The organism is Burkholderia theae (assembly GCF_048565265.1).
GTDB lineage: Bacteria > Pseudomonadota > Gammaproteobacteria > Burkholderiales > Burkholderiaceae > Burkholderia > Burkholderia theae.
Window position 1 is genome coordinate 953,394 of the sequence record NZ_CP183462.1, and the last position, 26,503, is coordinate 979,896.

A 26,503-nucleotide genomic window follows, 5' to 3' on the forward strand; every position below is an offset into this window, starting at 1 on the left:
AATCGACACTCCCGGATTCCGCAGACAGATGCCGCATGACCGACCCGAACGATCCCCCCGGCCGCCGCGCGTACGCGAGCTTCGCACAACGCTATGCGGACATCGCGCCGACCAAGGCGCATAACGCACTCTACGAACGTCCGGCGACGATGGCGCTGCTCGGCGACGTCGACGGCCTGACGGTGCTCGACGCCGGCTGCGGGCCCGGCATCTGCAGCGAACACCTCGCGCGCCACGGCGCGACCGTGCACGCATTCGATGTCACGCCGGAGATGGTCGCGCTCGCGAGGACGCGCTGCGCGGGCCTCGCGGTCGACGTGGTGGAAGGCGATCTGGAGGCGCCGCTCGCCTGGCTGCCCGACCAGGCAGTCGACAAGGTGCTGTGCTCGCTCGCGCTCGACTACGTGCGCGATCTCGCGTCGACACTGCGCGAATTCCGGCGCGTCGCGCGGCCGGGTGCAACGCTCGTGTTCTCGATGGCGCATCCGATGCGCGACTGGATGGACGAGCGCACGCGCGGGGAGGGCACGTATTTCGACTCGTCCCGCTTCGGCTTCCACTGGTCGGGATTCGGTGAGCCGAGGCCCTACGTCGAAGCGTGGCGACGGCCACTCGCCGACATCCTGAATGCGCTCGCCGACGGCGGCTGGCAACTCGACCGGTTCGTCGAACCGAAGCCGCTGCCGGAGATGAAGGCCGCGTCGGAACGGCTCCATGCGGAGTTGTCGCTGGCGCCGGCCTTCCTGTGCATCCGCGCGCGCCGCTGACGCGGCGCGGCGGTCAAGCGGCGCTCAGTGCCGGACCGGTTCGTCGTTCAGTGTGCCGAGGAACGCTTCGATATCCTTGATATCCTGCGCCGTCATCGCGGGTTTGTCGCCCGCCTTGCGATCGAACGGTGCATCGGTCACGTCGACGTTCGCGCGATATTTCGGCGGAATGTCGTCGTACTCGTCGACCTTGCCGTCCGCGCCGCGCGAGTAGAACTTCTGCGGCGAGATGCTGCGCTCGTTGTAGAACGCCATCACCTGGTCGAGCGTGTGGAACACGCCGTTGTGGAAGAACACATGGCGCGTCGCCGAGTTGCGCAGCGTCGGCGTGAGGAACATCGCGCAATACTGCGTCTGGTCCTTCAGGTCGTCGCGGAACGGCCCGCACACACCGAGATCGTAGAACGCCGGGTTGCGGTTCTGAGCCAGCTCCTTGTTGCGCGGCGCGCCGAGCGCCTCGTACTGGTAATCGGTGAACATCGGCGGCAGCCCGTCCTTGCCGGGTTTCGACAGGTGGCAGCCCGCGCAATTCGCCTTGTCCGGATCGTTGAACAGGCGCAGCCCGCGCAACTCCGCCTGCGACAGGCGCGCCCGGCCTTCGAGCCAGCGGTCGTACTTGCTGTTGTACGGATGGAACGACGGATCCTCGACCTGGTAGCGCGCGATCGCGAACATCGCCTCCGACACCGCGAGCTGCGGGCTGTCGAACACGCGTGCGCCGAACAGTTGCTCGAGCTGCGCGCGGTGCGACGACTGCGCGAGCTTGTGCGCGACGTCGTCGATGCTCGCGTTCGCCATCTCGACCGGATTCAGCAGCGGGCCGAACGCCTGCTGCTGCAGCGTATCGGCGCGGCCGTCCCAGAACATCCCGCCCTGCGGCACGAGCTGCGGCGCGGCCGACGTGCCGGCCACCTTCTGCGCCTTGACGACGCCGGCCGCCGACGCGGCCTGCTGCGCGACGCTCGGCGCGGCGTCGTTTTCACCGGCATCGGGGCCGATGCTGAAGTTCGGCTGACGGTACAGGTACATCAGCGACGGCGGCGGGCGATAGCCCTGCTGCGTCATCGCGAGGCCGCCCGGCTGCACGTCGAGCGCATTCGGCGGGCCATACGCATGATCGGGGCTGTGGCACGACGCGCACGACTGCTTGCCCGACGCGGACAGCGAAGGATCGAGGAACAGCGCGCGCCCGAGCTGCGCGACCGCCGACAGCGGCTGCGCGGCGGGCCGCTGCAGCACGATCGGGTGCGGGTTCGCGCCCGTCCAGTCGGCGACGACGGTGCCGATCGCCGCCGGCACCTGCGCGGGGAACGCGATCGCGAACGCGCCGTAGCCGAGCACGGCCGCGCCGAGCACGAACGCCGCGCGGCGCAGCAGGCGGGAAGGGGCGCGCGGCGCGGGGGTGCCGGAGGCGTCGGGAGACGGGAACGCGGGGCGAGCTGTCATGCTGTCGGTCTGAAATCGGGCGCCGCACGAGGCGGCGCATTAAATGGAAACGGCCGGCGCGTGATGCGCCGGCCTGTGGTCACTGCACGCCGGTCAGATCGCCGGTGCCGCGCTCAATGCGGTGCCGAGCGTCGGGTCGAGGTACAGCGGCGTCGTGTTCGGCTTCGACGTGAAGTCGAACAGCCCGCGCAGGTCGCCTGCCGTCGCATCGAACGAACCGCCGCCGATGCGCTGGCCGCCGAGCCAGTTGTCCTCGATGAAGCGCACGACGGACGACTGGTCGATCATCGTGTGGTCGACATAGTTCTGCTTCGCGTACGGCGAGATCACGATCAGCGGAATCCGCACGCCCGGGCCGCAGCGGCCGTTCACGGTCGAGCCGTTCACGCCGGTGGTGCCGCCCGTGCCGCACTTGCCGCTGCCGTTGACCTGGTCGACCGGGTCCGACGACGAGCGGGTCGGCGCCGTGTACACGTGGTCGTACCAGCCGTCCGAGTCGTCATACGTGACGATCACGGCCGTGTTCTGCCAGTCCGGCTGCTGCTGCAGGAAGTTGACGACCTTCGTCACGAACGCCTGCTCGTCGAGCGGATCCGAATAACCCGCGTGCGCATCCTGTGCGGCCGGTGCCTTCAGGTAGCTGACCGACGGGAAGTTGCCGGCCTTCACGGCGGCGAAGAAGTCGTCCGTGTCGTACTGGTGGTTAGCGGGTTCGGCGGTCTTGCCGTCGGCCTGGACGCTCGAACCGATCGCTGCGACCGAGCTCGGGCGCGTGTGCTGCGGGTTCGACGTCGACGCGTAGTACTGGAACCAGTTGTGGTGCGGGATGTAGTCCGACGTCGCGGCGTTCACGGCGGTGGCGACCGTGCTGCGGCTGCAGCCCGTCGTGCCGTTGCTGTTGGTCGTCGACAGGTTGAAGCCGCCCATGAAGCCGCCCCACGAGATCTTCGCGCTGTTCAGCAGGTCGCCGATGTTCTTGCCGCTCATCAACGCCTGGTCGGTCGTGCTCGAGCACACGTCGTTGCCCGGGTCGACGTCGTTGATCATCGTGAGACCGCCCGCGCCGTCATTGATGTAGTACGAGCTCTTCGCGAGCGTCGACGGCTGCGCGGACGACTTGATGATCTGCATCCCGTTGGTCTGGCCCGACACGACGTTCAGCGCGCCCGGTGTCGACGGACCGTACGACGTCGTGTACATGTTGTCGCTCATCGCGAAGCGCTGCGCGTAGTTCCACAGCGCCGTCACGGTGTTGCCGTCGAAGTAGCCCATCACCTGGCCCTTCGTGCCGAACGCGCCGGCGCCGCCGGACGAGCCCTTGCCGGTGTATTTCGGGAACAGGTCGGCGAGGCCGTTGTCCTCGGCTTGCTGCTCGGCCGTGTACGCGTGGTTCTGGTCGGCGGTCGCGGCCTGCGTGCGGTCGAGGCGGAACGGGTTCGCTGCGTCGGTGCCGTTGACCGTGTTCGTGAAGTTCGGGTTCGCGGTGAGCAGCGTGCCCGTCAGGCCATTGGGCGTCGGCGTGCCGGCCTTGGCGGTGAATGCCGGTTCGCCCGACGGGTTCGACGCGTTCGGGTAGGTGCCGAAGTAGTGGTCGAACGAGATGTTTTCACCATAGATCACGACGACGTGCTTGATCGGCGTGGCGGTCTGCAGCGCGTCCTGCGACGACACGACGGGTGTCGACGTCGGATCGCTGCCGCCGCAGGCGAACAGCGCGAGCGCCGCGGCAGCGCAGGCGGTGACAAGCAAGGCTTGACGGAACATCGGGAAACTCCAGGTAAGGTCTTCGATGGTGGAGAGCGGCCCCGTCGCCGTGTCGGTTCGGCGCGGAGCTCGTGAGAGAGCACGCGCATTGGAACAGTCGCGTATGAAGATATGGGGACGGAGTGATTTCGCGACGATTGCGCTGCGGTATCGATTTCATTACGGCGCAGCGGCAAGCGAAAGAAAACGGAAAGGGGCAGACTGCACGCCACCTCAGTGACACATTCCACGGCGCGCGCGGCCGTTGCCGCGGATGCCATGCGGGGCGGGCGAAAGGGCCCGGTCGGCCGGTGCATGCATGACGCCGCGCGGGGCCCGTTTTTGACAATCGGGTGACGGATTCATACGATGAACGCCTTGCGGCGACGCCTTCGCGTTGCCGACCGTCAGCGAGTATTCAGCGTGCCGATTCCCGTTCTGTTTGCCGTTCTGTGTGCCGCATTCCTGCATGCATCGTGGAATGCACTGGTCCGCAGCAGCGGCGACCGGCTGCGCTCGGCCACGGTGTTGCAGATCGCGATCGGGCTGTTCGCGCTGCTGTTCCTGCCGGCCGCCGCGCCGATCACGCCCGCGAGCTGGCTGTGCGTCGTTGCTTCGGCCGTGATCCACGTCGTCTATACGCTGCTGCTCGTGCGTGCATACGAGCACGGCGACCTGACCGTCGCGTACCCGGTCGCGCGCGGCACCGCGCCGCTGCTCGTCACGCTCGGCGCGGCGGCGTTCGCGGGCGAGCACCTGAACGCCGGCGCGCAAGCCGGCCTCGTGCTGATCTGCGCGGGCATCATGGCGATCGGGCTCGAACGCGGGCGCGGCGCGAAGCACCGGATGATGCAGGTGCTGCCAACCGCGTTCGCGACCGGCGTGTCGATTGCCGCGTATAGCGTGGTCGACGGGATCGGCGTGCGGGAGAGTGGCAACACGGTCGGTTATACCGCGTGGATGTTCGTGTTGACGGGCGGGATGATGGCCGCGTACTACCGGCTGCGCGCGGGGCCGCTGCGCCTGACGCAGGAGGTCGGCGAGACGGCCAAGGCCGCCTGCGGCGGCGTGTTCGCGGCGCTCGCGTATGGCATCGTGATCTGGGCGATGGATCGCGCGCCGATGGGCCCCGTGTCGGCGCTGCGGGAGACGAGCGTGGTGTTCGCGGCGCTGATCGCGCGCGTGTATCTCGGCGAGCGGCTGACGCCGCGCCGTGCGGCCGGCTGCGCGGTGATCGCGGCCGGCGCGCTGCTGATCAGCGCGTTCGAAGCGGTGCGCTGAACGCGCGGGCAGAACGGGCCGGGCGCGCGGCCCGGTGCATCAGCTTTCGACCGGCATCGCGCTCGTGCACTTGATCTCGTCGAGGCACACGCTCGAATGCACGCCGCTCACGCCGGGAATCCGCATCAGCGTTTCGAGCAGGAACCGGGACAGCCCCTTCAGGTCGTGCGCGACGACCTTCAGCACGTAGTCGATATCACCCGTCACCGAGAAACATTCCTGGATCTGCGCGAGATCGGACACCAGTTTCTGGAACTTCGACAGGTCGCGGATATGCCCGCGTTCCATCGTCACATGCACGAACGCGGTGACGCCGAAGCCGAGCGTGTCGGGGCAGAGCCGGGTTTCGTAGCGGCGGATCGCGCCGATTTCTTCCAGCCGCCGGTGGCGCCGCAGCGTCTGCGCGGGCGACAGGCCGACGGCCTTCGCGAGTTCGAGGTTCGACGCGCGGCCGTTCTCCTGCAGGATCGAAAGCAGATGGCGGTCGATGCGGTCGAGAGCCGGTTCTGGCATTTTGTTTCCTCTTTTGTCTCCTGGATGCAATCTTATCTCATAATGTAGGGTTTGCATGAACGGGTTACGAAACCCGATTTCGCGGTCGCGACGCTAAACTGACCCCGGATTTTCGTGTGCGCCCGCAGCAATGCGGCGCGGGCCGCAAGTCTGCCGGGCACGCCGACGCGAATCGGGCGCCGCCACGCGAAGATTGCAGTCCCCAACCCGGTGGCTCCACGAACGGCCACCGACACAGTAAAACAGCGCCCGGCACACCGAGGCGCGCCGCACCGCTTCAGGCGGAGGCGGACAGAGTGGAGAAGACATGGTTTCTGGAAACGAGAGCGACGGCCTGAAGCGCGGGCTGAAGAACCGGCACATCCAGCTGATTGCGCTCGGTGGCGCGCTCGGCACGGGGCTGTTCCTCGGCATCGCGCAGACCATCAAGATGGCCGGCCCGTCCGTGCTGCTCGGTTATGCGGTGGCCGGCATCGTCGCGTTCTTCATCATGCGCCAGCTTGGCGAGATGGTCGTCGACGAGCCTGTCGCGGGTTCGTTCAGCTACTTCGCCAACAAGTACTTCGGCCACTTCACGGGCTTCCTGTCCGGCTGGAACTACTGGGTGCTGTACATCCTCGTCAGCATGGCCGAGCTGTCGGCCGTCGGGATCTACGTGCAGTACTGGTGGCCGGGCGTGCCGACCTGGGTGTCGGCGCTCGTGTTCTTCGGCGTCATCAACCTGATCAACCTGACCAGCGTGAAGTCGTACGGCGAGACCGAATTCTGGTTCTCGATCATCAAGGTCGCGGCGATCGTCGGGATGATCGGCTTCGGCGGCTGGCTGCTCGCGAGCGGCCATGCCGGGCCGGAAGCCAGCGTCAGGAACCTGTGGCAGCACGGCGGTTTCTTCCCGAACGGCGTGTCGGGCCTCGTGATGTCGATGGCCGCGATCATGTTCTCGTTCGGCGGGCTCGAACTCGTCGGCATCACGGCGGCCGAGGCCGACGATCCGAAGCGCAGCATCCCGCGTGCGACCAACCAGGTCATCTACCGCATCCTGATTTTCTACATCGGCGCGCTCGCCGTGCTGTTGTCGCTGTATCCGTGGGAGAAGGTCGTCAGCGGCGGCAGCCCGTTCGTGCTGATCTTCCATGCGCTGAGCAGCAACGTGGTCGCGAACGTGCTGAACGTCGTCGTGCTGACGGCCGCGCTGTCGGTCTACAACAGCGGCGTGTATTGCAACAGCCGGATGCTGTTCGGCCTCGCGCAGCAGGGCAACGCGCCGAAGGTGCTGTGCTCGGTGAACAAGCGCGGCATTCCGCTCGCCGCGCTCGGCGCGTCGGCGCTCGCGACCGGCCTGTGCGTGCTGGTCAACTACTTCATGCCGGGCAAGGCGTTCGAGGTGCTGATGGGCCTCGTCGTGTCGGCGCTGATCATCAACTGGGCGATGATCAGCCTGATCCACCTGAAGTTCCGCCAGGCCAAGCGTGCAGCCGGGGAGGAGACTTCCTTCCGCAGTCTGGGCTATCCTTTCACGAATTACCTGTGCCTGGCATTCATGGCCGGCATTCTCGTCGTGATGTACCTGACGCCGGATCTCCGCCTGTCGGTGTACCTGATCCCGGTATGGCTCGCGGTGCTCGCGATCGGGTATCGCTTCCGTCAGAAGAATGCAGGCTATGCGATGCGCGACGGCGCGTCCGCACGCTGACGCAGGACAGCCCCGACCATTCTTCCAAACGAGACAGACTCAAGCCATGTTCGAACACATCGACGCGTACCCGGGCGATCCGATCCTGACGCTCAACGAGAACTTCCAGAAAGATCCGCGCGACCAGAAGGTCAACCTGAGCATCGGGATCTATTTCGACGCCGAAGGCCGGATTCCGGTGATGGGCGCCGTGCGCGAGGCCGAAACCGCGCTGCAGCGCGAAAGCGGCCCGAAGCCGTACCTGCCGATGGTCGGCCTGGCTGCGTATCGCGACGCCGTGCAGGCGCTCGTGTTCGGCGCCGATCACCCGGCCCGCGCGGCCGGCCGCATCGCGACCCTGCAGACGCTCGGCGGTTCGGGCGCGCTGAAGGTGGGTGCCGATTTCCTGAAGCGCTATTTCCCGGACGCGCAGGTGTGGCTCAGCGATCCGAGCTGGGAAAACCACCGCTTCATCTTCGAGCGCGCCGGCTTCACGGTGAACACGTATCCGTACTACGACGAGGCGACGGGCGGCCTGAAGTTCGACGCGATGCTCGCGGCGATCGACGCGCTGCCGGCGCGCAGCGTCGTGCTGCTGCACGCGTGCTGCCATAACCCGACCGGCGTCGACCTCGACGAAGGCCAGTGGGAGAAGCTGATCGACGTGATCGAGGCGCGCGGGCTGCTGCCGTTCGTCGACATGGCGTACCAGGGCTTCGGCGCGGGCCTCGACGCGGATGCGTTCGCGGTGCGCGAGCTGGCCCGCCGTGGCGTGCCGGCGCTCGTCGCGAACTCGTTCTCGAAGAACTTCTCGCTGTACGGCGAGCGCGTGGGCGGGCTGAGCGTCGTCTGCGAAGACGCGGCCGCGGCCGAGCGCGTGCTCGGCCAGCTGGCCGGCGCCGTGCGCTCGAACTACAGCAACCCGCAAACCTACGGCGCGAAGGTCGTGGCGGCCGTGCTCGGCACGCCCGCACTGCGCAAGCAGTGGGAAGAGGAACTGTCGGCGATGTGCCGCCGCATCGCGCGGATGCGCCAGTCGATCCACGACGGCCTGCGCGACCACGTCAGCGGCGAAGCGCTCACGCGCTACGTGAAGCAGCGCGGGATGTTCACGTACACGGGCCTGACCGAATCGCAGGTCGACGCGCTGCGCGAAGTGCACGGCGTGTACATCCTGCGTTCGGGCCGGATGTGCGTGGCGGGCCTGAACGACTCGAACGTCGGCATCGTCGCGGACGCGATCGGCAAGGTGCTGAAAAGCGGCGTCTGAACGCGGCGCGCCGCGATGCAGGCCGAACCGGCTGTCTCCCTTCGTGGGGCAGCCGGTTTTTTTATTGTGTGGCCGCTATGTGTGCCACCCGGCTGACGCGAGCGCGGGCGCGGGGGTACGATCACGGAATCGGACGCAAGACAGAGGGGCGACATGGGTATCCGGATCATCCAGCTCGGCACGCCGCGCGCGGCCGGCGAGGGCCTGCGGATCGGGACGGTGCGGCGGCCGCCGCGTGGCGTGCCGAAGGCGGAATTCGCGTCGCGCAACTACTATGATGTATGGCTGCCGACGCTGTCGCCGAGCCCCGAGCTCGTCGCGCAGGCGCAGGCGGCCGAAACCGACGCCGAATGGCGTGCGTTCAAGCGTCATTTCCGCGCGGAAATGGCGCATGGCGATCCGGCGAAGGTGCTGGACCTGCTGGCGGCGCTGTCGGCCACCACCGCGCTGTCGATCGGCTGCTACTGCGACGACGAAAACCGTTGCCACCGCAGCGTGCTGCGCGAGCTGCTCGCGGAGCGCGGCGCGGCGATCGAACCCGGCGCGGGCTGACGCGGCGTCGCACGGCCGCGCCGCGATCGTGCGGCGCAGCGAACCGGTTGATGTGGGTCAAGCGCGCGGTCGCGCGCGCCACTATGCTCTCGTCATGGAGTGATCACGACGATGACAGGCGGACAGATGCAGATTACCTTCCCGCCGGAACCGCCCGAATATTGCGCACGCGACCTGGTCGTTGCGTTTTCGGCGCTGGTCGACGGACGTTGCGTGCAGTGCGCGATCACGGCCGAGGCACTGGAAGACCATTTCGGCGCACCGTCGCTGCTCGAACGCGACCTGCTGGCCGCGTTCGAAGGACACCGGTCGGCGATCGAGGCGATGGCGCGACGGATGCTCGAGGAAATCGGCGGCCGGCCGGTGCTGCTGCACAGCGGCCACTTCCGGCTCGAAGACTGATACGCAGGAGGGTGCATGACACTGCAGGGGAACATTCACGAACGCGACTGGTCGGTCGAAGTCGAGACGCGCCCATGCGAATCGGGCGAATTCCGCTGCCGCGTGTCGGTCGAGCACGGCAGCGGCGCCGCGCGCTTTCATCATACTTTCGAGCACAGTCATGCGTATCCGACCGAGCGCGAAGCGATGATCGAAGGGCTGCGGGCCGGAATGACGTGGATCGAAATGAAGTCGTCGCAGGTATTCAACGTATGAACGGTCCCGCGCCGACGCAGGCGCGGGCGAACACTCGGCCAGGCAGCGAACGAAGAATTCGCGCCACGCCACGGGAAACGCGTGCCGCCGCATGTCAGTGCGGGCGGCACATGCAAGGCGGTCGACGAGCGGGCGGCACGTCAGGAGATACGACATGGGCGTGGGCATGCAGATTGCCTGCCGGGGATTCGCGGGCGCCGCCGCGATCGAAGCCGAAGCCGGCGCGCAGCTGGTGCGGCTCGAACGGTTCCGAGCGCTGATCAACGGCTGTCACCTCGCGATCGAATCGCGCGGCGCGGCCGATGGCGCACGCACGTTCGACGTGCGGCTCGACCTGGTGATGCACGACGCGGCGCTCAGGCCGCTGCCGCCGTGCGTCGGCGACGATGTGGACGACGCGCTGCGCCGCGCATTCGCGCAGGCCGAACAGGCGCTGATCGCGTGGCAGGCGGGCGATAAAAGAATGGCGCTGCGCGACGCGGCGACCGGGGAAACGGCACGGTGACGCATGGCGCGCCGCACGGGCGGCGCTGCGCCGTGCGTCAGACCCGTGCGAGCGCTTGCGCGTCGATGATGCGCACGCGCTTGCCGCGCGTTTCGACCAGCGCGTCGCGATGGAACCGCGAGAACATCCGGCTGACGGTCTCGAGCTTCATCCCGAGATAACAACCGATTTCCTCGCGCGTCATCCGCAGGTTGAATTCCGTCGCCGAATAACCGCGTGCCTCGAAACGCGAAGAGAGATTGAGCAGGAAATGCGCGACCCGCTGCTCGGCCGACATCGTGCCGAGCAGCAGCATCTGGCTCGATTCGCGGACGATCTCGCTGCTCAGCATCTGGTAGAGGAAGTGCTGCATCGGCTTCATCTCGCGGCACGCCGCTTCGAGCGCGCCGAACGGGATGATGCACACGACGCTGTCTTCCAGCGCGATCGCGTCGCAGCAGTGCTGGCCGCCGCCGATGCCGTCCATCCCGAGCGTTTCACCGGCGATCTGGAAGCCCGTCACGTGCTCGCGGCCGTCGCGATGCATCATCACCGTCTTGAACGAACCCGCGCGCACCGCATAGATGCTCTGGAACGGATCGTCGGTGCGGAACAGCGCGTCGCCCTGGCGAACCTGGCGCGTCGTGCAGATGATCGCGTCGAGCCGGCCGAAATCGGCCGCCGTCAGGTGCGGCGGCAGGCACATCGAGCGCATCGCGCAGACCGAGCAGCGCGCGGCGGGATGTTTGGCGGCGTCGGCGCGCGCGACCGCGCGAAGCGGAATCATCGGGCGGGGCGCGACGGGTACGTCGGCGGCGCAGGCGGTGGCGGTGGACATGAGTCGCTCCGGCTCGTCAGGGGCGGTGCGCGCGAGCGTGCACCAGGGATTCGATGACACGGCATGCGGCGTCGAATTCGACGGTCTTGTCGAAGAAGTAGTCGGCTCCCGCCGTCGCGCATGCCTCTCTGAATGCCGGCGCCGAGTGATTCGTCAGCACGATCGTGACGACGCGCGGCGCGGCCTTCGACAGCATCCCGATCAGGTCGAGACCGCTGCCGTCCGCGAGCCGCAGGTCGACGATCACCACGTCCGCGTGACTGCTGCGTATATGCGTCCACGCGTCCTGGCCATCTTCCGCTTCGCCCACGACAGCAACGCCGCGGATCGCGCCGACGAGCAGCGCGATCCGCTGCCGGACGGCAATGGCGTGATCGACGAGAAACACCCTGAGCGCGGCGGGTGACAGGCTGGCATTCATGCCGGCAGTATCGTGTTGCGCCGCGAAAAATGAAATCGGCCGAATTGGAACTTTGTGTAGGCCGCTTCGACGCGTTGTAGGGCGTTTCCTACAACGCGTACGGGAAACCGCCGGAGCGGCTCCGAGGTTGCGATGCCGCATGCGCAGCCGGCGGGCTGCGCCGCCGGGTCAGCCGGCCTGGCGCGCGTCCAGCGCATCGCGCGCCGTGCGGCACGCAGCCAGATCCCACGCGGCACAGCCGACGCTCTTGAACAGCAGCGGCCCGCCACGGGTGAACGTGCCGTTCAGCACGTCGGCGAGCGACGCGACATCCTGCCAGTCGACCCGCGCGACGATCAGGTCGCCGGCCTCGTGGCGCGCGCCGGCCGGGTCGTCGACGACGAGCCGGCTGCCGCGCACCGTGTTCGCGTCGATCTCGGCCGCATCCGCGGTGAACGCGCCGACCCCGACCACGAGCCGGCCTTCGCGCGCGGCTTCGCGGTAGACGGGCGTGCGGCTCGTCGTCAGCGTGACGACGACATCGATCGCATCGGGGATCGCATCGCCGTCGAGCGGCACGAGCCGCGGCGCCTGCGCGCGGTGTGCCGCGCAAAAGGCAGCCGCGCTGTCGGCGGTCGTGCCGCGCACGTGAAGGCGCGCTTCGGGAAAGATCGCCGCCAGCGCCTCCGCGTGATTGGCCGCCTGCTTGCCGGTGCCGATCAGCAGGATGTCGTGCGGCGCGGCGCCATGCAGCGCGTCGATGCCGAGCGCGGTGATGGCCGCCGTGCGGCGGCCGGTGACCGTCGGGCCGTCGAGCGCGAAGCGCATCTCGCCCGTGGTCGCGTCATACGCGGTCACCTGACCGAGGATCGTCGGCAGCCCGCGCGCGCCGTTGCCGGGGCACACGTTCACGAGCTTGTGGGACGCGAGGTCATGTGCGCTCGACGGCATCGACAGCATCACGCCGCCGGCCTGCAGCGGCACGACCAGGCGTTCGGGGCTGACGATCTCGCCCGCCGCGTACTCGGCGACGGCCTGCCTGAGCGTGGCGAGCAGCGCCGGGTAGTCGAGCAGCGCGGCCGTGTCGGCCGCATCGAAAACGGGAATCGGGGAAAGGGCGGTCATCGTGTACGTCGTATGCGTCGGTGAGCGTGGACGACGGGCGCATGCCGCGCCCGCCACGGAGCTGCCGGATACCGTGACACAGGGCAGTGTGGATCGAATCTATACCACTTGCTGGCGCACCCGCAAGCCAGAAAATAAAGCATCGCGCCGCTTTTGGTTCTAATATCTGTCCAGAAGGGTCGCATGGCATCGGTACCGGTGCTGCTCCGGTATAGTGCGAACCCATTCCAAATCCACGCCCGCGACCGGGCAGGAGCCACACGATGATGTCCGCGCGTCCCGAATCACTCGAAGGCGGTTTCAGGCCGCTGCAGATCTACGAGCAGGTTGCCGAGAAGATCCGCGACGAGATCCGTGCGGGGCGCTATGCGGCCGATTCGCGGTTGCCGTCCGAGCGCGAGCTCGCGGGGCTGTTCCAGGTCGGCCGGCCGGCGGTGCGCGAAGCGCTCGGCGCGCTGCAGAACGAAGGGCTCGTTTACACGAAGCGCAATTCGGGCACGTATGTCGTCGCGTCGCCGCTCGACGTACTCGCGCAGCGCGGCGACATGCACGCGGCGTCCGAGGCCGACTTCAGCCCGACGTCGACGCTCGACGTGCGGCTGATCCTGGAGCCCGCGATCGCGCGCCTCGCGGCCACGCACGGGCGGGCCGACCCGGGCGCCGAGCGTTATCTGGCTCAGATGGAAACCATCACCGACGTCGACGATCCGCACCAGCGCGCGCTGTGGAACGAGAGCGACCGGCTGTTCCACCGGCAGCTCGCGCTGATGACCGGCGACGCGCTGATCGTGAAGATCGCGGACGAAGTCGCGAAGACGATGGACCAGCCGCTCTGGAAGCGGCTGAAGGACGACGGTATCTACGACGCCGGCCGGATCCGGCTCTACGTGTCCGAACACCGGCTGATCTACGAGGCGATCGTGTCCGGCGACGCCGATGCGGCCGCGTTCTATGTCGAGCAGCACATCCGCCGCGTACGGCGCGACATCACGCCGAAATGACGCATGCGCCTTCGTTCTGGTATGAAATATGACCAAATATACGAAAAATATTTTGATATTGCTTGCGATGTGACCACGCATGTCCTACATTGGTTTCACACAAAACCAATCAGGAGACATCATGCGACACTTCATTACCGCGCTCTCGGTGGCTGTCGCCGCCGGTGCGCTGACTTCCGCGCATGCGCAGGAAGTCGTGATGATCGGCCATTCGGCGCCGCTGACCGGCCCGCAGGCCGCGAACGGCAAGGACAATGAAAACGGCGCGCGACTCGCCGTCGACGAGCTCAACAAGGCTGGCGTGAAGGTCGCCGGCAAGACCGTCACGTTCAAACTGGTATCCGACGACGACCAGGCCGACCCGAAGGCCGGCGTGCAGGTCGCGCAGAACCTCGTCGACAAGGGCGTCGTCGCGGTGCTCGGGCCGTACAACTCGGGCGTCGCGATCCCGGCGTCGCGCGTGTATTCGACTGCCGGCGTGCCGATGCTGCCGGTTGCGTCGAATCCGGCACTCACGAAGCAGGGCTTCAAGAACATCTTCCGGATCGGCGCGAGCGACGAGCAGCTCGGCGGCACGATGGGCACCTTCGCCGCGAAGACGCTGAACGCGAAAACCGCGGCCGTCATCGACGATCGCACCGCGTACGGGCAGGGCGTCGCCGAGCAGTTCATGAGCGTCGCGAAGGCGAACGGGATCAAGATCGTCGACCAGGAATTCACGAGTTCGTCGGCCACCGATTTCCTCGGCATTCTCACCAAGATCAAGGCCAGCAACCCCGACGTGATCTTCTTCGGCGGCTATGCGGCGCAGGGCGCGCCGATGGCCAAGCAGATGAAGCAGCGCGGGCTGCGCGCGAAGCTGCTCGGCGGCGACGGCATCTGTTCGGCGGACATGGGCAAGGTCGCGGGCGAAGCGGCATCGATCGTCTACTGCGCGCAGGGCGGCGTCGCGCTCGAGAAGACGCCGGCCGGACGTGAATTCCTGAAGAAGTACCACGACACCTATCACACGGATACGCAGGTCTACGGCGTCAACTACTACGACGGCATGAAGCTGCTCGCCGACGCGATGGTCAAGGCCGGCACGACCACCGACAAGGCGAAGCTGACCGCGCAACTCGCGAAGTCGAACTATGCGGGTGTCGCGGGCACCTATTCGTTCGACGCGAACGGCGACCTGAAGGGCGCGCCGACGACCGTCTACGTGATCCGCAACGGCCTGCCGGAACCGTACGCGAAATAACCGGCCTGCCACCGGACGGCGGTCGGACCGCCGTCCTTCGTTTCCACGTATTCGATCGACCATGAAAATTTCCCGATCCCTTTCCACCGTCGAAGTCCATACGGGCGGCGAAGCGTTCCGCATCGTCACGAGCGGGCTGCCGCGCCTGCCGGGCGACACGATCGTCCAGCGCCGCGCGTGGCTCAAGGAGAACGCCGACGAAATCCGCCGCGCGCTGATGTTCGAACCGCGCGGCCACGCCGACATGTACGGCGGCTACCTGACCGAACCCGTGTCGCCGAACGCCGATTTCGGCGTGATCTTCGTGCACAACGAAGGCTACAGCGACCACTGCGGGCACGGCGTGATCGCGCTGTCGACCGCGGCGGTCGAGCTCGGCTGGGTGCAGCGCACGGTACCGGAAACGCGGGTCGGCATCGACGCGCCGTGCGGCTTCATCGAGGCCTTCGTCAAATGGGACGGCGAACATGCGGGGCCCGTGCGCTTCGTCAACGTGCCGTCTTTCATCTGGCGGCGCGACGTGTCGGTCGACACGCCGTCGTTCGGCACCGTGACCGGCGATATCGCATATGGCGGCGCGTTCTACTTCTATGTGGACGGCGCGCCGTTCGACCTGCCGGTGCGCGAGTCCGCGGTGGAAAGGCTGATTCGCTTCGGCGCGGAAGTGAAGGTGGCGGCGAACGCGAAGTACCCGGTCGTGCATCCGGAAATTCCGGAAATCAACCATATCTACGGCACGATCATCGCGAACGCGCCGCGTCATCCGGGCTCGACGCAGGCGAACTGCTGCGTGTTCGCGGATCGCGAGGTCGACCGCTCGCCGACGGGCTCCGGCACCGGCGGCCGCGTCGCGCAGCTGTACCAGCGCGGGCTGCTCGCGGCCGGCGACACGCTCGTCAACGAATCGATCGTCGGCACGGTCTTCAAGGGGCGCGTGCTGCGCGAAACGACGGTCGGCGACATCCCGGCAGTGATCCCGGAAGTGGAAGGCAGCGCGCATATCTGCGGGTTCGCGAACTGGATCGTCGACGAACGCGACCCGCTGACCTACGGTTTTCTCGTGCGCTGAGCTTCGGCGCCGATCGGCCGCCGTCGCGCGGCTTCCCGGTTGTTGTACCAGGTTTGGCGCGTCGTTCCCGTTGCGGGGCACGCGCCTTTTTTGCGTGTGGGCCGCCGCAAAGCGGCCACCGGCCGGCGGGCCGCGCGAGTTTTGGTACGATGCACCCTTTTCAGCCGAGCCCCACCCGCGTGAATCGCCGAAACGTGTCGTCAGTGCGTGACTTCTGTGCCAGATGGGTCGCGCGCGCCCAACCCGTCGCGGTTGCCGCCGCCGCGAGGGTCAAGCCTCTCGCCGCCACCGCGTGGCACCACCTCCGTCATCCGACGCGCCGCGGCGTGCTGCTCACGGCCGCCGCCGTGCCGTCGCTGTTCGCGCTGTACGTGGTGGTGCTCATCCCGTTCACGCCGGGCATCGGCGACATCCGCAAGGCACGCGTCGACCAGCCCGCGCAGGTGCTGTCCGCCGACGGCAAGCTGCTGGCCGAATTCAAGCCGTCGAACCGCGAGTGGGTGCCGCTCAAGCAGATCTCGCCGCACATGGTCGACGCGCTGATCGCGACCGAGGACCATCGCTTCTACGAGCATCACGGCCTCGACTGGAAGCGCACGGCGTCGGCCGCGCTGCATACGTTCTCGGGCGATCGCCAGGGCGGCTCGACGATCACGCAGCAGCTCGCGCGCAACCTGTATCCGGACGAGATCGGCCGCGCGCCGACGCTCACGCGCAAGGTGAAGGAGGCGATCACCGCGCTGAAGATCGAGGCCGTCTACAGCAAGGACCAGATCCTCGAGACCTACCTGAACACGGTGCCGTTCCTGTACAACGCGTACGGCGTCGAGATGGCCGCGCGCACCTATTTCGACAAGTCGGCCGACGAGCTCGACGTGCTCGACAGCGCGACGCTCGTCGGCATGCTGAAGGGCAACAGCTACTACAACCCGGTGCTGAATCCCGAGCGCGCGCTGCAGCGGCGCAACACGGTGCTCGGCCAGATGGTGAAGTACGGCAAGCTGTCGCCCGCGCAGTTCGCGCAACTGCAGCGCCGGCCGCTGCGCATCGATTTCGAGCGCCAGAAGGAGCCGCCGGGGCCCGCGCCGCATTTCGCGCAGCAGTTGCGCAAGTGGCTGATCGCGTGGGCCGACCGCAACGACTACAACATCTATTCGGACGGGTTGATCGTGCGCACGACGATCGACTCGCGGCTGCAGCAGATGGCGACGCAGGCGCTCACGCTGCAGGGCAATCAGCTGCAGGGCATCGCGAACAACGCGTGGAGCGGCCGCGACGGCTGCGGCACCGACAACGAGGTGTTCCGCACCTTCATGCGCGAGTCGCCCGAGTACAAGGCCGCGCAGGACGCCGGCAAGGACGACGCGGCCGCGATGAAGCTGCTCGCGGCCGACCGCGGCTTCTTGCGCGCACTGTGCAAGACGAAGACCGACGTACAGGCCGGCTTCCTCGCGATCGATCCGCGCGACGGGCAGATCCGCGCGTGGGTGGGCAGCCGCGACTTTACCCGCGAGCCGTTCGATCACGTCGCGCAGGCGCGCCGCCAGCCGGGCTCGACGTTCAAGCCGTTCGTCTATGGCGTCGCGTTCGCGAACGGGATGAAGCCGGACGACACGTTCATCGACCAGCCAGTCGAGATCCCGTTGAAGGGCGGCGAGATCTGGCGGCCGAACGACGACGTGCCGCCGACCGGCAAGCCGATGACGCTGCGCGACGCGGTCGCGCTGTCGCGCAACCGGATCACCGCGCAGGTGATGGAGAAGGTCGGGCCCGCGGCCGTCGCGCGGCTCGCGCGCGACATGGGCGTGCGCGAAAGCCCGCTCGAACGCGTGCCGTCGCTCGCGCTCGGCACGAGCCCGGTCACGCTGAAGGAAATGGTCGCGTCGTACGCGACGATCGCGAACGGCGGGCTGTATGTCGAGCCGCAGATGGTGACGCGCATCGAGAACCGCCAGGGCGACGTGCTCGCCGAATACGCGCCGGCGCCGCCCGAGCGCGCGCTCGATGCCGAAACCGACAAGGTGCTGCTCGGCGTGATGCGCGATGTCGTGACGCGCGGCACGGGCGGCAGCATTCGCACGCGCTTCGGGATCCGTGGCGACGTGGCCGGCAAGACGGGCACGACGCAGGACAACGCGGACGGCTGGTTCATCCTGATGCAGCCCGGCCTCGTCGCGGGTGCATGGGTCGGTTTCGACGACGGCCGCGTGACGCTGCGCAGCGATTATTGGGGGCAGGGCGCGCACAGCGCGCTGCCGATCGTCGGCGATTTCTTCCAGCGCGCGCAGCGCGCCCGGATCGTCGACACCAAGGCGAAATTCGATACCGAACCGTCGCCCGGCTGGTTCGCGTCGCTGCGCGAGCGCGTGACGGACCTGTTCGACACGTGGTTCAGGCCCGAGCCGCAGAAGGCACCCGCATCCGTCAGGACGCAGCGTATCGAGCGCCCGCCCGAGGCCGACGAAAGCGAGGCATCGGGCGCGTCGGCGGCATCGGCGTCCGAAGCGGCGTCCGGCGGCATCGTCGAGGAATGGATACCGGCGTCCGAAGTGGCCGCATCGGCCGCCGCGCTGTCGGCCGGCGCATCGCAACAGGAGCCCGCGCAGCCGCCGGCGGGTGCCAGTACGACGAACGGGGGCAGCGCACCAACCGCAGCCCCTTCGGCCACGCCGGCCCAGCCGCCTGTGCCGGTCGCGCCCGACGCGACTGGCCCGACTGGCGCTTCGCAGTAACGGAGCCGTTCAGATTTCGCGCGATGCTGCCGTAATCAAGTTGTCACGACAGATCGCGCGGTCGCTCCGCGCTTTTCCGATGCGACTTCCCACCGACTACGTCGCGCTCGCGCGTGACGATCTCGCTGCCGGCGTCCCGCTCGGCTTCGATCTCTACGATGCCGACGGCGCCGCGCTGCTGCCGGTCGGCACGGTCCTGCGCGATCCCGCGCAGCATGCTTTCCTGTTCGACCATTTCCGGCCCGTCCGCCGGCGCGACGCCACCGACACCGATCCGCCCGTGCATGGCGAGGTGCCGCCGGCCACGCGCATGGGGTTGTCGGCAGGCGCCGCGATCGGCATCCGCCGCCGGGTCGGCACGACCCGCGCGCTACAGCGCTGCCGGCTGATCGGCGTCGCCGCATCGGGCGCGCTGTTCGTCGAGCCGCTGCCAGCAGTTGTGCTCGAATTCGCGCGCGGCGACGACGTCGAGGCGGTGGCGATCGGCCGGGCCGCGGTGTCCCGCTTCGGCGCGACGGTCGAGTCGGTGCAGGCGTCGGGCGCCACGCGCTTCATGATCCTGTCACCGCCCGGCTTCGTCGACCGGTTGCGCACGCGCGCGGAGCCGCGCGTGCCGGTGCGGATCGCGGCCTGCTGTACGGGAGGCGCCGACGGGGAGGAGGCCATCGGATTGGTGCACGACATCAGCCTGAGCGGGCTGTCGATTGCGGTCGACCGGACGATCGCCGCAACCGGCGAGCCGATACGTGTGCAGCTTCCGTACGCGATGGACGACCGCGTCGAGCAACTGGCACTCGACGGCACCGTGCGGGCCGTGCATGCGGATCCGGCCGCGCCGGCGCTGACGCTCCATCACGCGGCGTTGGGCGAAACCGGCGCAGACAACCTGATCCGCCTGAAGGCGCTACTGTTCGACAGGTTGATGGCGTCGACGCACACCGATCACCCGCGCTGACGCGTGGTGGGCGCACGCCGGATGCCGTATCGCGGCATTCAATACATGAATACCGACAATCATCTGATGAATAGATCTATTCCGCTGGAATTGTACGATTTCCGTCAACAGTGAATTTGCGATTTAAGTATTTACCCTGATAGTCGCGCCTCCTAGACTTCTACTCATGCGCAACGACTCCGAGTCCGAAGCGCCTGATAAAACAATCCTGGAGGTAACGCATCATGAAATCGCTGATCAAGGCAGTTGCACTGGCCGCCCTGGTGGCCGCACCGGTCGTCTCGTTCGCCCAATCGAACCAGCAGCCGCTGACCCGCGCGCAAGTGCGCGCCGAGCTGGTCCAGCTCGAAAAGGCCGGCTACAACCCGAACGACTGGATGAACTATCCGGAAAACATCCAGGCTGCACAGGCAAAGATCGCCGCTGCGCAGACCGGCGCGCAAGCTGACGCGACGGGCTACGGCGCGAACGCCGCCGCGACGTCGCAATCGGGTCAGCGCGTGGTCGTGCCGGCCGCAACGGATCGTTCGTCGGTGTTCTTCGGCCACTAAGCCGGTGGCCGGATAGCGGCTTTCAGGGCCGCGGCCAAAGCGGTATCGAAAAGCCCGCACTCGTGACGAGTGCGGGCTTTTTTGCGTCGTCCCCATTGAGTGGCCCACCGTACATCCCGATCCAGGGATTCGACGTTTTAATACGACCGGAAATTAAAACGGGACCACGGGGGGATCATGCAAGTGTCTGGGCTTGCCTGGCGACAGGCGTTTTTGTGCGTGTGCATGTCGATTTTCGTTGCGTGGCTGCCGTCGAGCGCCGCGGCGGCCGTCACGGCGTCTTATTCCGACATCGTGTCGGCGGACAGCGGGCAGTGCGTCGCGATCGCCGGCAACTCGGCCGCCACCGGCGCGGGCGTCGTGCAGGTCTCGTGCGCGGGACAGGGCAACACGACGTGGTCGTTCGTGCCTGTCGGCGCGAATTATCACATCGTGTTGCAGGGCAGCGGCCTGTGCCTGAACGTGCCGGGCGGCTCGCGTGCCAGCGGCACGCCGCTTATCCAGTATCCGTGCCAGGGCGACACCCTGACCAACGACCAGTGGACCATCACGGCCGTCGGCGCAAGCTACCGGATCGTGTCGGTCTCGAGCGGCATGTGCCTGAACGTCAACGGCGGCTCGCGCGCGTCGGGCGCACAGTTGATCCAGTATCCGTGCCAGGGCGCGACCGCGCTGAACGACCAGTTCAACCTGTATCTGCCGGTCGCCGCATTCTCCAACATCGTGTCCGCGAGCAGCGGTCGTTGTCTGACGATCAGCGGCAATTCGACCAATGCGGGCGCCGCGATCGTGCAGGGCGCGTGCTCGACCCAGAGCAACGCGGGCTGGTCGCTGCTGCCGGCCGGCAGCGGCTATCACGTCGTGTCCCAGCACACCGGGCAGTGCCTGAACGTGTCGGGCGGCACGGGAGGGAGCGGCACGCCGTTGATCCAGTATCCGTGCCAAAGCGATGCGCAAACGAACGACCAGTGGACCGTCGCTGCCGCGTCAGGCTCGAACTACCGGCTGGTGTCGGTCGCGAGCGGCATGTGTGCGAACGTGAGCGGCGGCGCGCTCACGGACGGCGCTCCGCTGGTCCAGTACCCGTGCCAGGGTGCGACCGCGCTGAACGACCAGTTCACGCTTGGCCTGCCGCAGAGTTTCCCGGTTACGCTGCCGTCGGCGTGGAGTCCCGTCATCCCGCTGCCGGTCAATCCGATCGGCATTGCGAACGTGCCGAACGGCAAGCTCGTGATGTGGTCGGCGGACCAGACCTTCAGCTTCCAGAACGACGTCGGCAACAAGGCTACGCAGACGCAGACAGCGCTGTTCGACCCCGCGACGAACCGGGCGACGCAATTCCTGGAGACGTCCGCGGGCTCGGACATGTTCTGCCCGGGCACGGCGATGCTGTCCGACGGCAGGTTGCTCGTGAACGGCGGCGACAGCAGTCCGAAGACGACGCTGTACGACTGGAACAGCAACACGTGGAGCGCATCGGCGACGATGAACATTCCGCGCGGCTATCAGGGCGACACACTGCTGTCGAATGGCTCGGTGCTGACGCTCGGCGGTTCGTGGAGCGGCGGCCAGGGTGGCAAGAGCGCGGAAGTCTGGAACGGCGCCAACTGGACGGTGCTGTCCGGCGTGCCGGAAACCGGCATCGTGGGTCCGGATCCGCAAGGCATCTATCGGGGCGATAACCACCTGTGGCTGTTCGCGCAGAGCAACGGCAGCGTGTTCCACGCCGGCCCGAGTGCGCAGATGAACTGGATCTCGACCAACGGCAGCGGCACGATCCAGTCCGCCGGCACGCGCGGCGCCGATCCCTACAGCATCAACGGCACGGCGTCGCTATACGACATCGGCAAGATTCTGAAGACCGGTGGCGCGAAGTCGTACCAGCAGAACGGCAGCGCGTCGAGTTATGCATCGAATGCGGTCTACCAGATCGACATCACGCGCGGACCGAACCAGCCGGTCACGGTGCAACGCCTGAACGGGATGACCTACCAGCGCGCGTTCGCGAACAGCGTCATTCTGCCGGACGGCAGCATCGTGATGATCGGCGGCCAGAGCTTGCCGATGCCGTTCACCGACACGACGGCGATCATGGTTCCGGAGATCTGGAACCCGAAGACCCAGCGCTTCAATCTGCTGAAGCCGATGCAGACGCCGCGCACCTATCACAGCACGGCGATCCTGCTGCCGGACGGTCGCGTGTTCGCGGGCGGAGGCGGGCAGTGCGGCACCGGTTGCGTGAACAATCACCTGAACGCGGAGATCCTCACGCCGCCCTATCTGCTCAATGCCGACGGCTCGCCGGCCGCGCGCCCCGCAATCGCGAGCGCGCCTTCGGCGGCGAGTCGCGGCGCATCGATCGAGGTCGCGACGCGCGGTCCGGTCGCGTCATTCGTGCTGATGCGCCTGTCGTCGGTGACGCACACGACGAACAACGATCAGCGCCGCATTCCGCTGTCCATCGTCAATGCGAGCGGGACATCGTACCGGCTCGCGATCCCGTCGGATGCCGGCGTGGTGCTGCCCGGCTATTACATGCTGTTCGCGCTCGACGCGAACGGCGTGCCGAGCGTGTCGACGTCGTTGCAGATCTCGTGACGCCGCATCCCCGATTCGGGCGGCGCGTGGCGGCGCGGCTGGCAGGCGCGTGCGTCGCCACGGCGATGTACGGCGGCAGCGCCGCCGCAGCCGGCGACGCTCCCGCGCGCGGTCAGGCGCTCTTCGACGGCGCCGCGCCGCTGCAAGGGCGGCTGTCGACGCATCCGGACAGCCTGCCGCCGCCCGGGGTGCGCTGCGCGAACTGCCATGCGGCGGGCGCGGGGCCCGCCGTGCCGAACTCGCTTGCGCCGCGTCTCACGCACGACTGGCGGACTGCGCCGCGCGGCCGGCGCGGCGGCCCGCTGACGCGCTACGATCGCGACGCCTTCTGCGCGCTGCTGCGCACCGGCCTCGATCCGGCCTATGTCCTCGTCAACGTCGAGATGCCGCGCTACACGCTCAATGAACGCGACTGCACGGCGCTCTGGCGATATTTGAACGGAGGCGGGGCATGAGCGCGCTGGACGAGCACGCCCGTCGGCGGCGCGCGTGGCTGACGGCGGCGCTCGCGCTGGCGGCGCTGCGACCCGGCCCGGCGCCCGCCGTCCCGATCGTCGGTTATCACGGCGGGCGCGTCACGCCGCCGGTACCGGTGCCGGACGTACCGGTACACACGGCAGACGGCCGCGCGACCCGTTTGCGCGCGCTGCTGAACGGCCGGGTGACGGCATTGCAGCTATTCTTCACCGGTTGTTCGTCGACCTGTCCTATCCAGGGCGCCGTGTTCCAGCGCGTGCAAGGATTGCTGGGGCCGCGCGGGCATCCCGACGTGCAGTTGCTGTCGCTCAGCGTCAGTCCGCTCGAGGACACGCCCGCGCGGATGCGCGCGTGGCTCGCACGCTTCGATGCGAGGCCGGGCTGGATCGCGGCCGCGCCGGAACTGAAGGATGTGGACGTATTGCAGGCGCTGTTTGGCGGCGGACTCACGGGGCTCGACAATCACAGCACGCAGGTCCAGATAGTCGACCGGGCTGGCGCGCTGATCTGGCGGACCTACGAATTGCCGTCAGCCGAATCCGTCGCGGACATCTTGCGGCGCGCGTGAGCAGCGCGCCGAAGATGACACGCGTGTTTCTGCACGCCCGAATGAGCCGGGGTGTACGTGGTGCACCTGCCTGGCGTCACCGCGCGGTGCTCGCGTGACGGGCACGGGTCGCGAGCACGGTCGCGACGCCACCGAGGATGGCGACCGATGCAAGCGCAAGCCGCCAGGTCGGCTGTTCCGACAGCAACAGCACGGCACCGCACGCGGCAAGCGGCGGCACGGACAACTGGATCGCCGCGGCGCGCATGGCCGTGAGGTGCCGCAGCGCGGCATACCAGACGACGTAGCCGAGGCCTGATGTGAGCGCACCGGAAAGCACGGCAAGCGCGACGCCGGCCGGCGTCAGGTGGATGCGGGCGGCGAGCACGGCGCTCAACGCGAGCGCCAGCGGTGCGGCACGCAGGAAGTTGCCGGCGGTCGCCGCGACCGGATCGGCAGGCTCGCGGCCGCGAATCGAATAGATACCCCATGCAACGCCGGCGACGGTCATCAGCGCGGCGCCTTGCGGCGTCGGCGCCGCGAGCCCCGGCGACACGAGATACAGCAGCCCGCCGAGCGCGACGCCGAAGCCGGCCCAGCCCGCCGGGGCGAATCGTTCGCCGGCGCGCCATCCCCACGCGAACATCGTCAGTTGCACCGCGCCGAACAGGATCAGCGCGCCGGTTGCCGCACTGACGGTCAGATACGCGAACGAGAAGCATGCGACATAGGCGAACAGCATCGCCGCCGCGGGCCAGTCCGCGGGTGGCGGGGGCCGTCGCGCAGTCGTGCGCACGATGATCGCGAGCATGAGCGCGCCCGCCACGAGTCGCACGCTGCCGAAGCTGGCCGCGTCGATCCGCCCGGCCTGCAGCGCGAGCCGGCACAGCAGCGAATTCGATGCGAATGCGAGCATCGCGACGGACGTCAGCGCGACGACCCGCACGCCCGGCCGCAGGTGCAGCGCGAACACGGAGGCGGGCGGGCGCATCGCGGGCCTCACGCGTGGTTCGCGACGATCAGCACTGCCACACCGAACAGCGCGGCGCCGAGCGGCGCCGTGAGTTGCCGTCCCCACGTCGCGTTCTTTTCAAGGGCCATCAGCGCGGCGAGCGACAGCATCCAGCCGAGACTGCCGGCGCCGACGACGAACATCAGCAGCATCAGCGCCCAGCAGCACCCGACGCAAAAGAGCCCGTGGCTTGCGCCCAACGCGAACGCGTGCCGCAGCGGCGCGCGACCGCGCCAGTGGCTGATCACGAAACTGAAAGGGGTGCGGCAACGGTCCAGGCAGCGTTCCTTCAGGCTGCTGTACTGAAATGCGCCGGCGAGCGCGAACACGGCCGCGCCGATCAACCAGCCGCGCCACGCGAGTGCCGGCACATGCGCAACGCCTGTCAGCACAAGGGCATGCAGGCCGTGCGCGACGAGGCCGAAGCCGCTCCACGCGGCGACGTAGCCGACACCGACGAGCGCGAGCAGGCGCGTCTGGTCGGGGCGGCTCGTGACGACGCGCGCGAACGCGTCGAACAACGACAGCGTCGTCGGCAGCATCATCGCGAGAATCATCAGCGTCCAGGCGGCCGCGTCGAGCACGGCCGGCAGCCATAACGCGCCGCCCGGCAGCGCGCGACAAAGCACGCTGAACGGTGCGGAGGCGTCGCCGTCGCCGTGCTCGAGATAACGCCCGTACGGACTGCGCGTCCACGCCCACAACGTGACCCACGCGAATGCAACGAGGCTCGTGAGCACAAGCGGAAACAGGCGCCGGTGCAGCGACGCTGCCATGGCGGTTTCCGTGCGACCGCGATTCACGCGTCGAACAGGAACGTGCTCTGCAACGCGTTGTGATTCTTCAGATCGACGTCGATGCCGATCGCCGCATTCTTCGATCGATAGACGGGTGCCTTGCCGACGAACACGGGGGCGCCGGGTACGGTCGAGAACACGGTATCGGTCAGCGTCGTCTGTGCACCGCTCGGGCCGAGGTACGGCTCGAGTTCCGCGTGGTAGTCGGTGCCGATCGACAGTGTGCCGCGTGCACCCTCGACGTCGAATCGGATCGGTGCGCGCTCGATCGACACGACCGTACCGATCAGTTTCGCGAGCTCGGCGATCGGGCCGCCGGCTTGCCCTGTGTAGACCTTGAGCAGCGCCTGCTCCTGCGCTTCGGACGCCGTGTCGCTGACGTAAATCGCGGCTGTCCAGTTGCCTTGCAGGATATTGCCCGGCACGCGGCACACCGCGGCGATCGTGTTGCCGCCGACGTCGACGCCGTCGACCGTGCCCTTGTCCACATGCCAGGCGACGATGGTGTCGCACACGCCGAAATCAGGATCCTCGCCGATCCAGCAGGGGCACAGTACGCGACAGTTGCAGACCTCGAGCAGACGGCCTTCCAGGTGATAGCTCATGATTTCCTCCAGAGAGCGACGGCGATTGCGCGTGGCGCAGGACGGAGGAAACCGGCTGACGAAACAAACGTCACGCCCGCTCGGCGGCACGAACGCGAAATGCGCAGAGGAATGCGCGGAAGCGGAGACGGGATGGATGCGATAGCACGGGCCTGATGCGGCGTATCG

The 26,503-nt window shown here is 67.7% G+C and carries 25 protein-coding genes and 1 pseudogene; 17 read left to right on the forward strand and 9 right to left on the reverse strand.

The window, feature by feature from the left end:
• The first annotated feature begins 35 nt into the window (after positions 1–35).
• Entirely contained in the window at positions 36–767 is a 732-nt protein-coding gene (locus ACN22W_RS21770) for a class I SAM-dependent methyltransferase (RefSeq protein WP_419689367.1), read from the forward strand.
• 24 nt (positions 768–791) lie between these two features.
• Here the strand turns inward: ACN22W_RS21770 and ACN22W_RS21775 are convergent, their stop codons facing one another.
• Together ACN22W_RS21775 and ACN22W_RS21780 are read right to left on the reverse strand one after the other, a co-directional pair.
• Positions 792–2,213: a cytochrome-c peroxidase gene (locus ACN22W_RS21775; protein WP_419689368.1), complete on the reverse strand. Its 1,422-nt coding sequence runs from the start codon at positions 2,211–2,213 to the stop codon at positions 792–794.
• Between the two features lie 93 nt (positions 2,214–2,306).
• On the reverse strand, positions 2,307–3,977 hold the full coding sequence (locus ACN22W_RS21780; RefSeq protein ID WP_419689369.1) for a phospholipase C: 1,671 nt from the start codon (positions 3,975–3,977) through the stop codon (positions 2,307–2,309).
• A 348-nt stretch (positions 3,978–4,325) separates the two neighbouring features.
• Here ACN22W_RS21780 and ACN22W_RS21785 point away from each other — a divergent pair, with 348 nt between their 5' ends.
• Positions 4,326–5,237 (forward strand): EamA family transporter, encoded by a 912-nt coding sequence (locus ACN22W_RS21785; protein WP_419689370.1) that lies wholly within the window; start codon positions 4,326–4,328, stop codon positions 5,235–5,237.
• A 39-nt stretch (positions 5,238–5,276) separates the two neighbouring features.
• On the opposite strand, the gene ACN22W_RS21790 is transcribed toward ACN22W_RS21785, so the two are convergent.
• On the reverse strand, positions 5,277–5,750 hold the full coding sequence (locus tag ACN22W_RS21790) for an Lrp/AsnC family transcriptional regulator (RefSeq protein ID WP_193100585.1): 474 nt from the start codon (positions 5,748–5,750) through the stop codon (positions 5,277–5,279).
• Positions 5,751–6,057: 307 nt separating this feature from the next.
• On the opposite strand from ACN22W_RS21790, the gene ACN22W_RS21795 reads away from it, so the two are divergent.
• The 6 genes from ACN22W_RS21795 (at position 6,058) to ACN22W_RS21820 (ending at position 10,406) form a co-directional block, all read left to right on the forward strand.
• On the forward strand, positions 6,058–7,443 hold the full coding sequence (locus ACN22W_RS21795) for an amino acid permease (RefSeq protein WP_048244583.1): 1,386 nt from the start codon (positions 6,058–6,060) through the stop codon (positions 7,441–7,443).
• 46 nt (positions 7,444–7,489) lie between these two features.
• Positions 7,490–8,692 (forward strand): amino acid aminotransferase, encoded by a 1,203-nt coding sequence (locus ACN22W_RS21800; RefSeq protein ID WP_129514849.1) that lies wholly within the window; start codon positions 7,490–7,492, stop codon positions 8,690–8,692.
• Positions 8,693–8,845: 153 nt separating this feature from the next.
• Positions 8,846–9,244: a DUF488 domain-containing protein gene (locus ACN22W_RS21805; RefSeq protein ID WP_419689371.1), complete on the forward strand. Its 399-nt coding sequence runs from the start codon at positions 8,846–8,848 to the stop codon at positions 9,242–9,244.
• 111 nt (positions 9,245–9,355) lie between these two features.
• Entirely contained in the window at positions 9,356–9,646 is a 291-nt protein-coding gene (locus tag ACN22W_RS21810; RefSeq protein WP_193100584.1) for a DUF1488 domain-containing protein, read from the forward strand.
• A gap of 15 nt (positions 9,647–9,661) precedes the next feature.
• Complete coding sequence (locus ACN22W_RS21815) at positions 9,662–9,901, forward strand: UDP-glucose 4-epimerase (RefSeq protein ID WP_419689372.1); 240 nt, start codon at positions 9,662–9,664, stop codon at positions 9,899–9,901.
• Between the two features lie 154 nt (positions 9,902–10,055).
• The gene (locus tag ACN22W_RS21820) at positions 10,056–10,406 is read left to right on the forward strand and encodes a metal ABC transporter ATPase (RefSeq protein ID WP_419689373.1); all 351 of its coding nucleotides are present in this window, start codon (positions 10,056–10,058) and stop codon (positions 10,404–10,406) included.
• A gap of 37 nt (positions 10,407–10,443) precedes the next feature.
• Here ACN22W_RS21820 and ACN22W_RS21825 read toward each other — a convergent pair whose 3' ends face one another.
• The 3 genes from ACN22W_RS21825 to lhpI all read right to left on the reverse strand — a co-directional run bounded on the left by ACN22W_RS21825 (position 10,444) and on the right by lhpI (position 12,748).
• Positions 10,444–11,223 (reverse strand): helix-turn-helix domain-containing protein, encoded by a 780-nt coding sequence (locus ACN22W_RS21825; RefSeq protein WP_412024589.1) that lies wholly within the window; start codon positions 11,221–11,223, stop codon positions 10,444–10,446.
• Positions 11,224–11,239: 16 nt separating this feature from the next.
• Positions 11,240–11,644 carry a response regulator transcription factor gene (locus ACN22W_RS21830; RefSeq protein ID WP_419689374.1) on the reverse strand — a complete coding sequence of 135 codons (405 nt, stop codon included), beginning with the start codon at positions 11,642–11,644 and terminating at the stop codon, positions 11,240–11,242.
• 168 nt (positions 11,645–11,812) lie between these two features.
• On the reverse strand, positions 11,813–12,748 hold the full coding sequence (gene lhpI, locus ACN22W_RS21835; RefSeq protein ID WP_419689375.1) for a bifunctional Delta(1)-pyrroline-2-carboxylate/Delta(1)-piperideine-2-carboxylate reductase: 936 nt from the start codon (positions 12,746–12,748) through the stop codon (positions 11,813–11,815).
• A 263-nt stretch (positions 12,749–13,011) separates the two neighbouring features.
• Between lhpI and ACN22W_RS21840 the strand changes: the two genes are divergently transcribed.
• The 9 genes and pseudogenes from ACN22W_RS21840 (at position 13,012) to ACN22W_RS21880 (ending at position 23,942) form a co-directional block, all read left to right on the forward strand.
• A complete protein-coding gene (locus ACN22W_RS21840) occupies positions 13,012–13,749 on the forward strand; it encodes a FadR/GntR family transcriptional regulator (RefSeq protein ID WP_048244568.1) in 738 nt (245 codons plus the stop codon).
• Between the two features lie 121 nt (positions 13,750–13,870).
• On the forward strand, positions 13,871–14,992 hold the full coding sequence (locus ACN22W_RS21845) for a branched-chain amino acid ABC transporter substrate-binding protein (RefSeq protein WP_419689376.1): 1,122 nt from the start codon (positions 13,871–13,873) through the stop codon (positions 14,990–14,992).
• A 61-nt stretch (positions 14,993–15,053) separates the two neighbouring features.
• Positions 15,054–16,061: a trans-3-hydroxy-L-proline dehydratase gene (gene lhpH, locus ACN22W_RS21850; RefSeq protein ID WP_419689377.1), complete on the forward strand. Its 1,008-nt coding sequence runs from the start codon at positions 15,054–15,056 to the stop codon at positions 16,059–16,061.
• Between the two features lie 149 nt (positions 16,062–16,210).
• The gene (locus ACN22W_RS21855; RefSeq protein ID WP_419689378.1) at positions 16,211–18,793 is read left to right on the forward strand and encodes a penicillin-binding protein 1A; all 2,583 of its coding nucleotides are present in this window, start codon (positions 16,211–16,213) and stop codon (positions 18,791–18,793) included.
• A 79-nt stretch (positions 18,794–18,872) separates the two neighbouring features.
• A complete protein-coding gene (locus ACN22W_RS21860; RefSeq protein WP_419689379.1) occupies positions 18,873–19,748 on the forward strand; it encodes a PilZ domain-containing protein in 876 nt (291 codons plus the stop codon).
• A 224-nt stretch (positions 19,749–19,972) separates the two neighbouring features.
• Positions 19,973–20,299 carry a DUF4148 domain-containing protein gene (locus tag ACN22W_RS21865; RefSeq protein ID WP_193100576.1) on the forward strand — a complete coding sequence of 109 codons (327 nt, stop codon included), beginning with the start codon at positions 19,973–19,975 and terminating at the stop codon, positions 20,297–20,299.
• 225 nt (positions 20,300–20,524) lie between these two features.
• The gene (locus ACN22W_RS21870) at positions 20,525–22,897 is read left to right on the forward strand and encodes a ricin-type beta-trefoil lectin domain protein (protein ID WP_419689380.1); all 2,373 of its coding nucleotides are present in this window, start codon (positions 20,525–20,527) and stop codon (positions 22,895–22,897) included.
• Positions 22,898–22,923: 26 nt separating this feature from the next.
• Positions 22,924–23,356: pseudogene (locus ACN22W_RS21875) on the forward strand (hypothetical protein); the annotation flags it as partial.
• Complete coding sequence (locus tag ACN22W_RS21880; protein ID WP_419689381.1) at positions 23,349–23,942, forward strand: SCO family protein; 594 nt, start codon at positions 23,349–23,351, stop codon at positions 23,940–23,942. The pseudogene ACN22W_RS21875 and the gene ACN22W_RS21880, both read left to right, overlap by 8 nt.
• Before the next feature lie 76 nt (positions 23,943–24,018).
• On the opposite strand, the gene ACN22W_RS21885 is transcribed toward ACN22W_RS21880, so the two are convergent.
• Genes ACN22W_RS21885 through ACN22W_RS21895 form a run of 3 tightly spaced genes read right to left on the reverse strand, consistent with a single transcriptional unit; the run spans position 24,019 to position 26,335 of the window.
• Complete coding sequence (locus ACN22W_RS21885) at positions 24,019–24,912, reverse strand: DMT family transporter (RefSeq protein WP_419689382.1); 894 nt, start codon at positions 24,910–24,912, stop codon at positions 24,019–24,021.
• An 8-nt stretch (positions 24,913–24,920) separates the two neighbouring features.
• A complete protein-coding gene (locus ACN22W_RS21890; protein ID WP_419689383.1) occupies positions 24,921–25,709 on the reverse strand; it encodes a DUF2182 domain-containing protein in 789 nt (262 codons plus the stop codon).
• 23 nt (positions 25,710–25,732) lie between these two features.
• The gene (locus ACN22W_RS21895) at positions 25,733–26,335 is read right to left on the reverse strand and encodes a DUF1326 domain-containing protein (RefSeq protein ID WP_419689384.1); all 603 of its coding nucleotides are present in this window, start codon (positions 26,333–26,335) and stop codon (positions 25,733–25,735) included.
• Between the last annotated feature and the right edge of the window lie 168 nt (positions 26,336–26,503).

Excerpts from the sequence above, each read along its gene's own strand:
- ACN22W_RS21840 (WP_048244568.1), top strand. The coding sequence starts at position 13,012 with ATGATGTCCGCGCGTCCCGAATCACTCGAAGGCGGTTTCAGGCCGCTG.
- ACN22W_RS21780 (WP_419689369.1), bottom strand. The coding sequence starts at position 3,977 with ATGTTCCGTCAAGCCTTGCTTGTCACCGCCTGCGCTGCCGCGGCGCTC.
- ACN22W_RS21830 (WP_419689374.1), bottom strand. The coding sequence starts at position 11,644 with ATGAATGCCAGCCTGTCACCCGCCGCGCTCAGGGTGTTTCTCGTCGAT.
- ACN22W_RS21820 (WP_419689373.1), top strand. The coding sequence starts at position 10,056 with ATGGGCGTGGGCATGCAGATTGCCTGCCGGGGATTCGCGGGCGCCGCC.
- ACN22W_RS21825 (WP_412024589.1), bottom strand. The coding sequence starts at position 11,223 with ATGTCCACCGCCACCGCCTGCGCCGCCGACGTACCCGTCGCGCCCCGC.
- ACN22W_RS21865 (WP_193100576.1), top strand. The coding sequence starts at position 19,973 with ATGAAATCGCTGATCAAGGCAGTTGCACTGGCCGCCCTGGTGGCCGCA.
- lhpH (WP_419689377.1), top strand. The coding sequence starts at position 15,054 with ATGAAAATTTCCCGATCCCTTTCCACCGTCGAAGTCCATACGGGCGGC.
- ACN22W_RS21790 (WP_193100585.1), bottom strand. The coding sequence starts at position 5,750 with ATGCCAGAACCGGCTCTCGACCGCATCGACCGCCATCTGCTTTCGATC.
- ACN22W_RS21855 (WP_419689378.1), top strand. The coding sequence starts at position 16,211 with ATGCACCCTTTTCAGCCGAGCCCCACCCGCGTGAATCGCCGAAACGTG.
- ACN22W_RS21770 (WP_419689367.1), top strand. The coding sequence starts at position 36 with ATGACCGACCCGAACGATCCCCCCGGCCGCCGCGCGTACGCGAGCTTC.
- ACN22W_RS21805 (WP_419689371.1), top strand. The coding sequence starts at position 8,846 with ATGGGTATCCGGATCATCCAGCTCGGCACGCCGCGCGCGGCCGGCGAG.
- ACN22W_RS21845 (WP_419689376.1), top strand. The coding sequence starts at position 13,871 with ATGCGACACTTCATTACCGCGCTCTCGGTGGCTGTCGCCGCCGGTGCG.
- ACN22W_RS21860 (WP_419689379.1), top strand. The coding sequence starts at position 18,873 with ATGCGACTTCCCACCGACTACGTCGCGCTCGCGCGTGACGATCTCGCT.
- ACN22W_RS21890 (WP_419689383.1), bottom strand. The coding sequence starts at position 25,709 with ATGGCAGCGTCGCTGCACCGGCGCCTGTTTCCGCTTGTGCTCACGAGC.
- ACN22W_RS21870 (WP_419689380.1), top strand. The coding sequence starts at position 20,525 with ATGTCGATTTTCGTTGCGTGGCTGCCGTCGAGCGCCGCGGCGGCCGTC.
- ACN22W_RS21885 (WP_419689382.1), bottom strand. The coding sequence starts at position 24,912 with ATGCGCCCGCCCGCCTCCGTGTTCGCGCTGCACCTGCGGCCGGGCGTG.
- ACN22W_RS21800 (WP_129514849.1), top strand. The coding sequence starts at position 7,490 with ATGTTCGAACACATCGACGCGTACCCGGGCGATCCGATCCTGACGCTC.
- ACN22W_RS21880 (WP_419689381.1), top strand. The coding sequence starts at position 23,349 with ATGAGCGCGCTGGACGAGCACGCCCGTCGGCGGCGCGCGTGGCTGACG.
- ACN22W_RS21775 (WP_419689368.1), bottom strand. The coding sequence starts at position 2,213 with ATGACAGCTCGCCCCGCGTTCCCGTCTCCCGACGCCTCCGGCACCCCC.
- lhpI (WP_419689375.1), bottom strand. The coding sequence starts at position 12,748 with ATGACCGCCCTTTCCCCGATTCCCGTTTTCGATGCGGCCGACACGGCC.
- ACN22W_RS21795 (WP_048244583.1), top strand. The coding sequence starts at position 6,058 with ATGGTTTCTGGAAACGAGAGCGACGGCCTGAAGCGCGGGCTGAAGAAC.
- ACN22W_RS21785 (WP_419689370.1), top strand. The coding sequence starts at position 4,326 with ATGAACGCCTTGCGGCGACGCCTTCGCGTTGCCGACCGTCAGCGAGTA.
- ACN22W_RS21815 (WP_419689372.1), top strand. The coding sequence starts at position 9,662 with ATGACACTGCAGGGGAACATTCACGAACGCGACTGGTCGGTCGAAGTC.
- ACN22W_RS21895 (WP_419689384.1), bottom strand. The coding sequence starts at position 26,335 with ATGAGCTATCACCTGGAAGGCCGTCTGCTCGAGGTCTGCAACTGTCGC.
- ACN22W_RS21810 (WP_193100584.1), top strand. The coding sequence starts at position 9,356 with ATGACAGGCGGACAGATGCAGATTACCTTCCCGCCGGAACCGCCCGAA.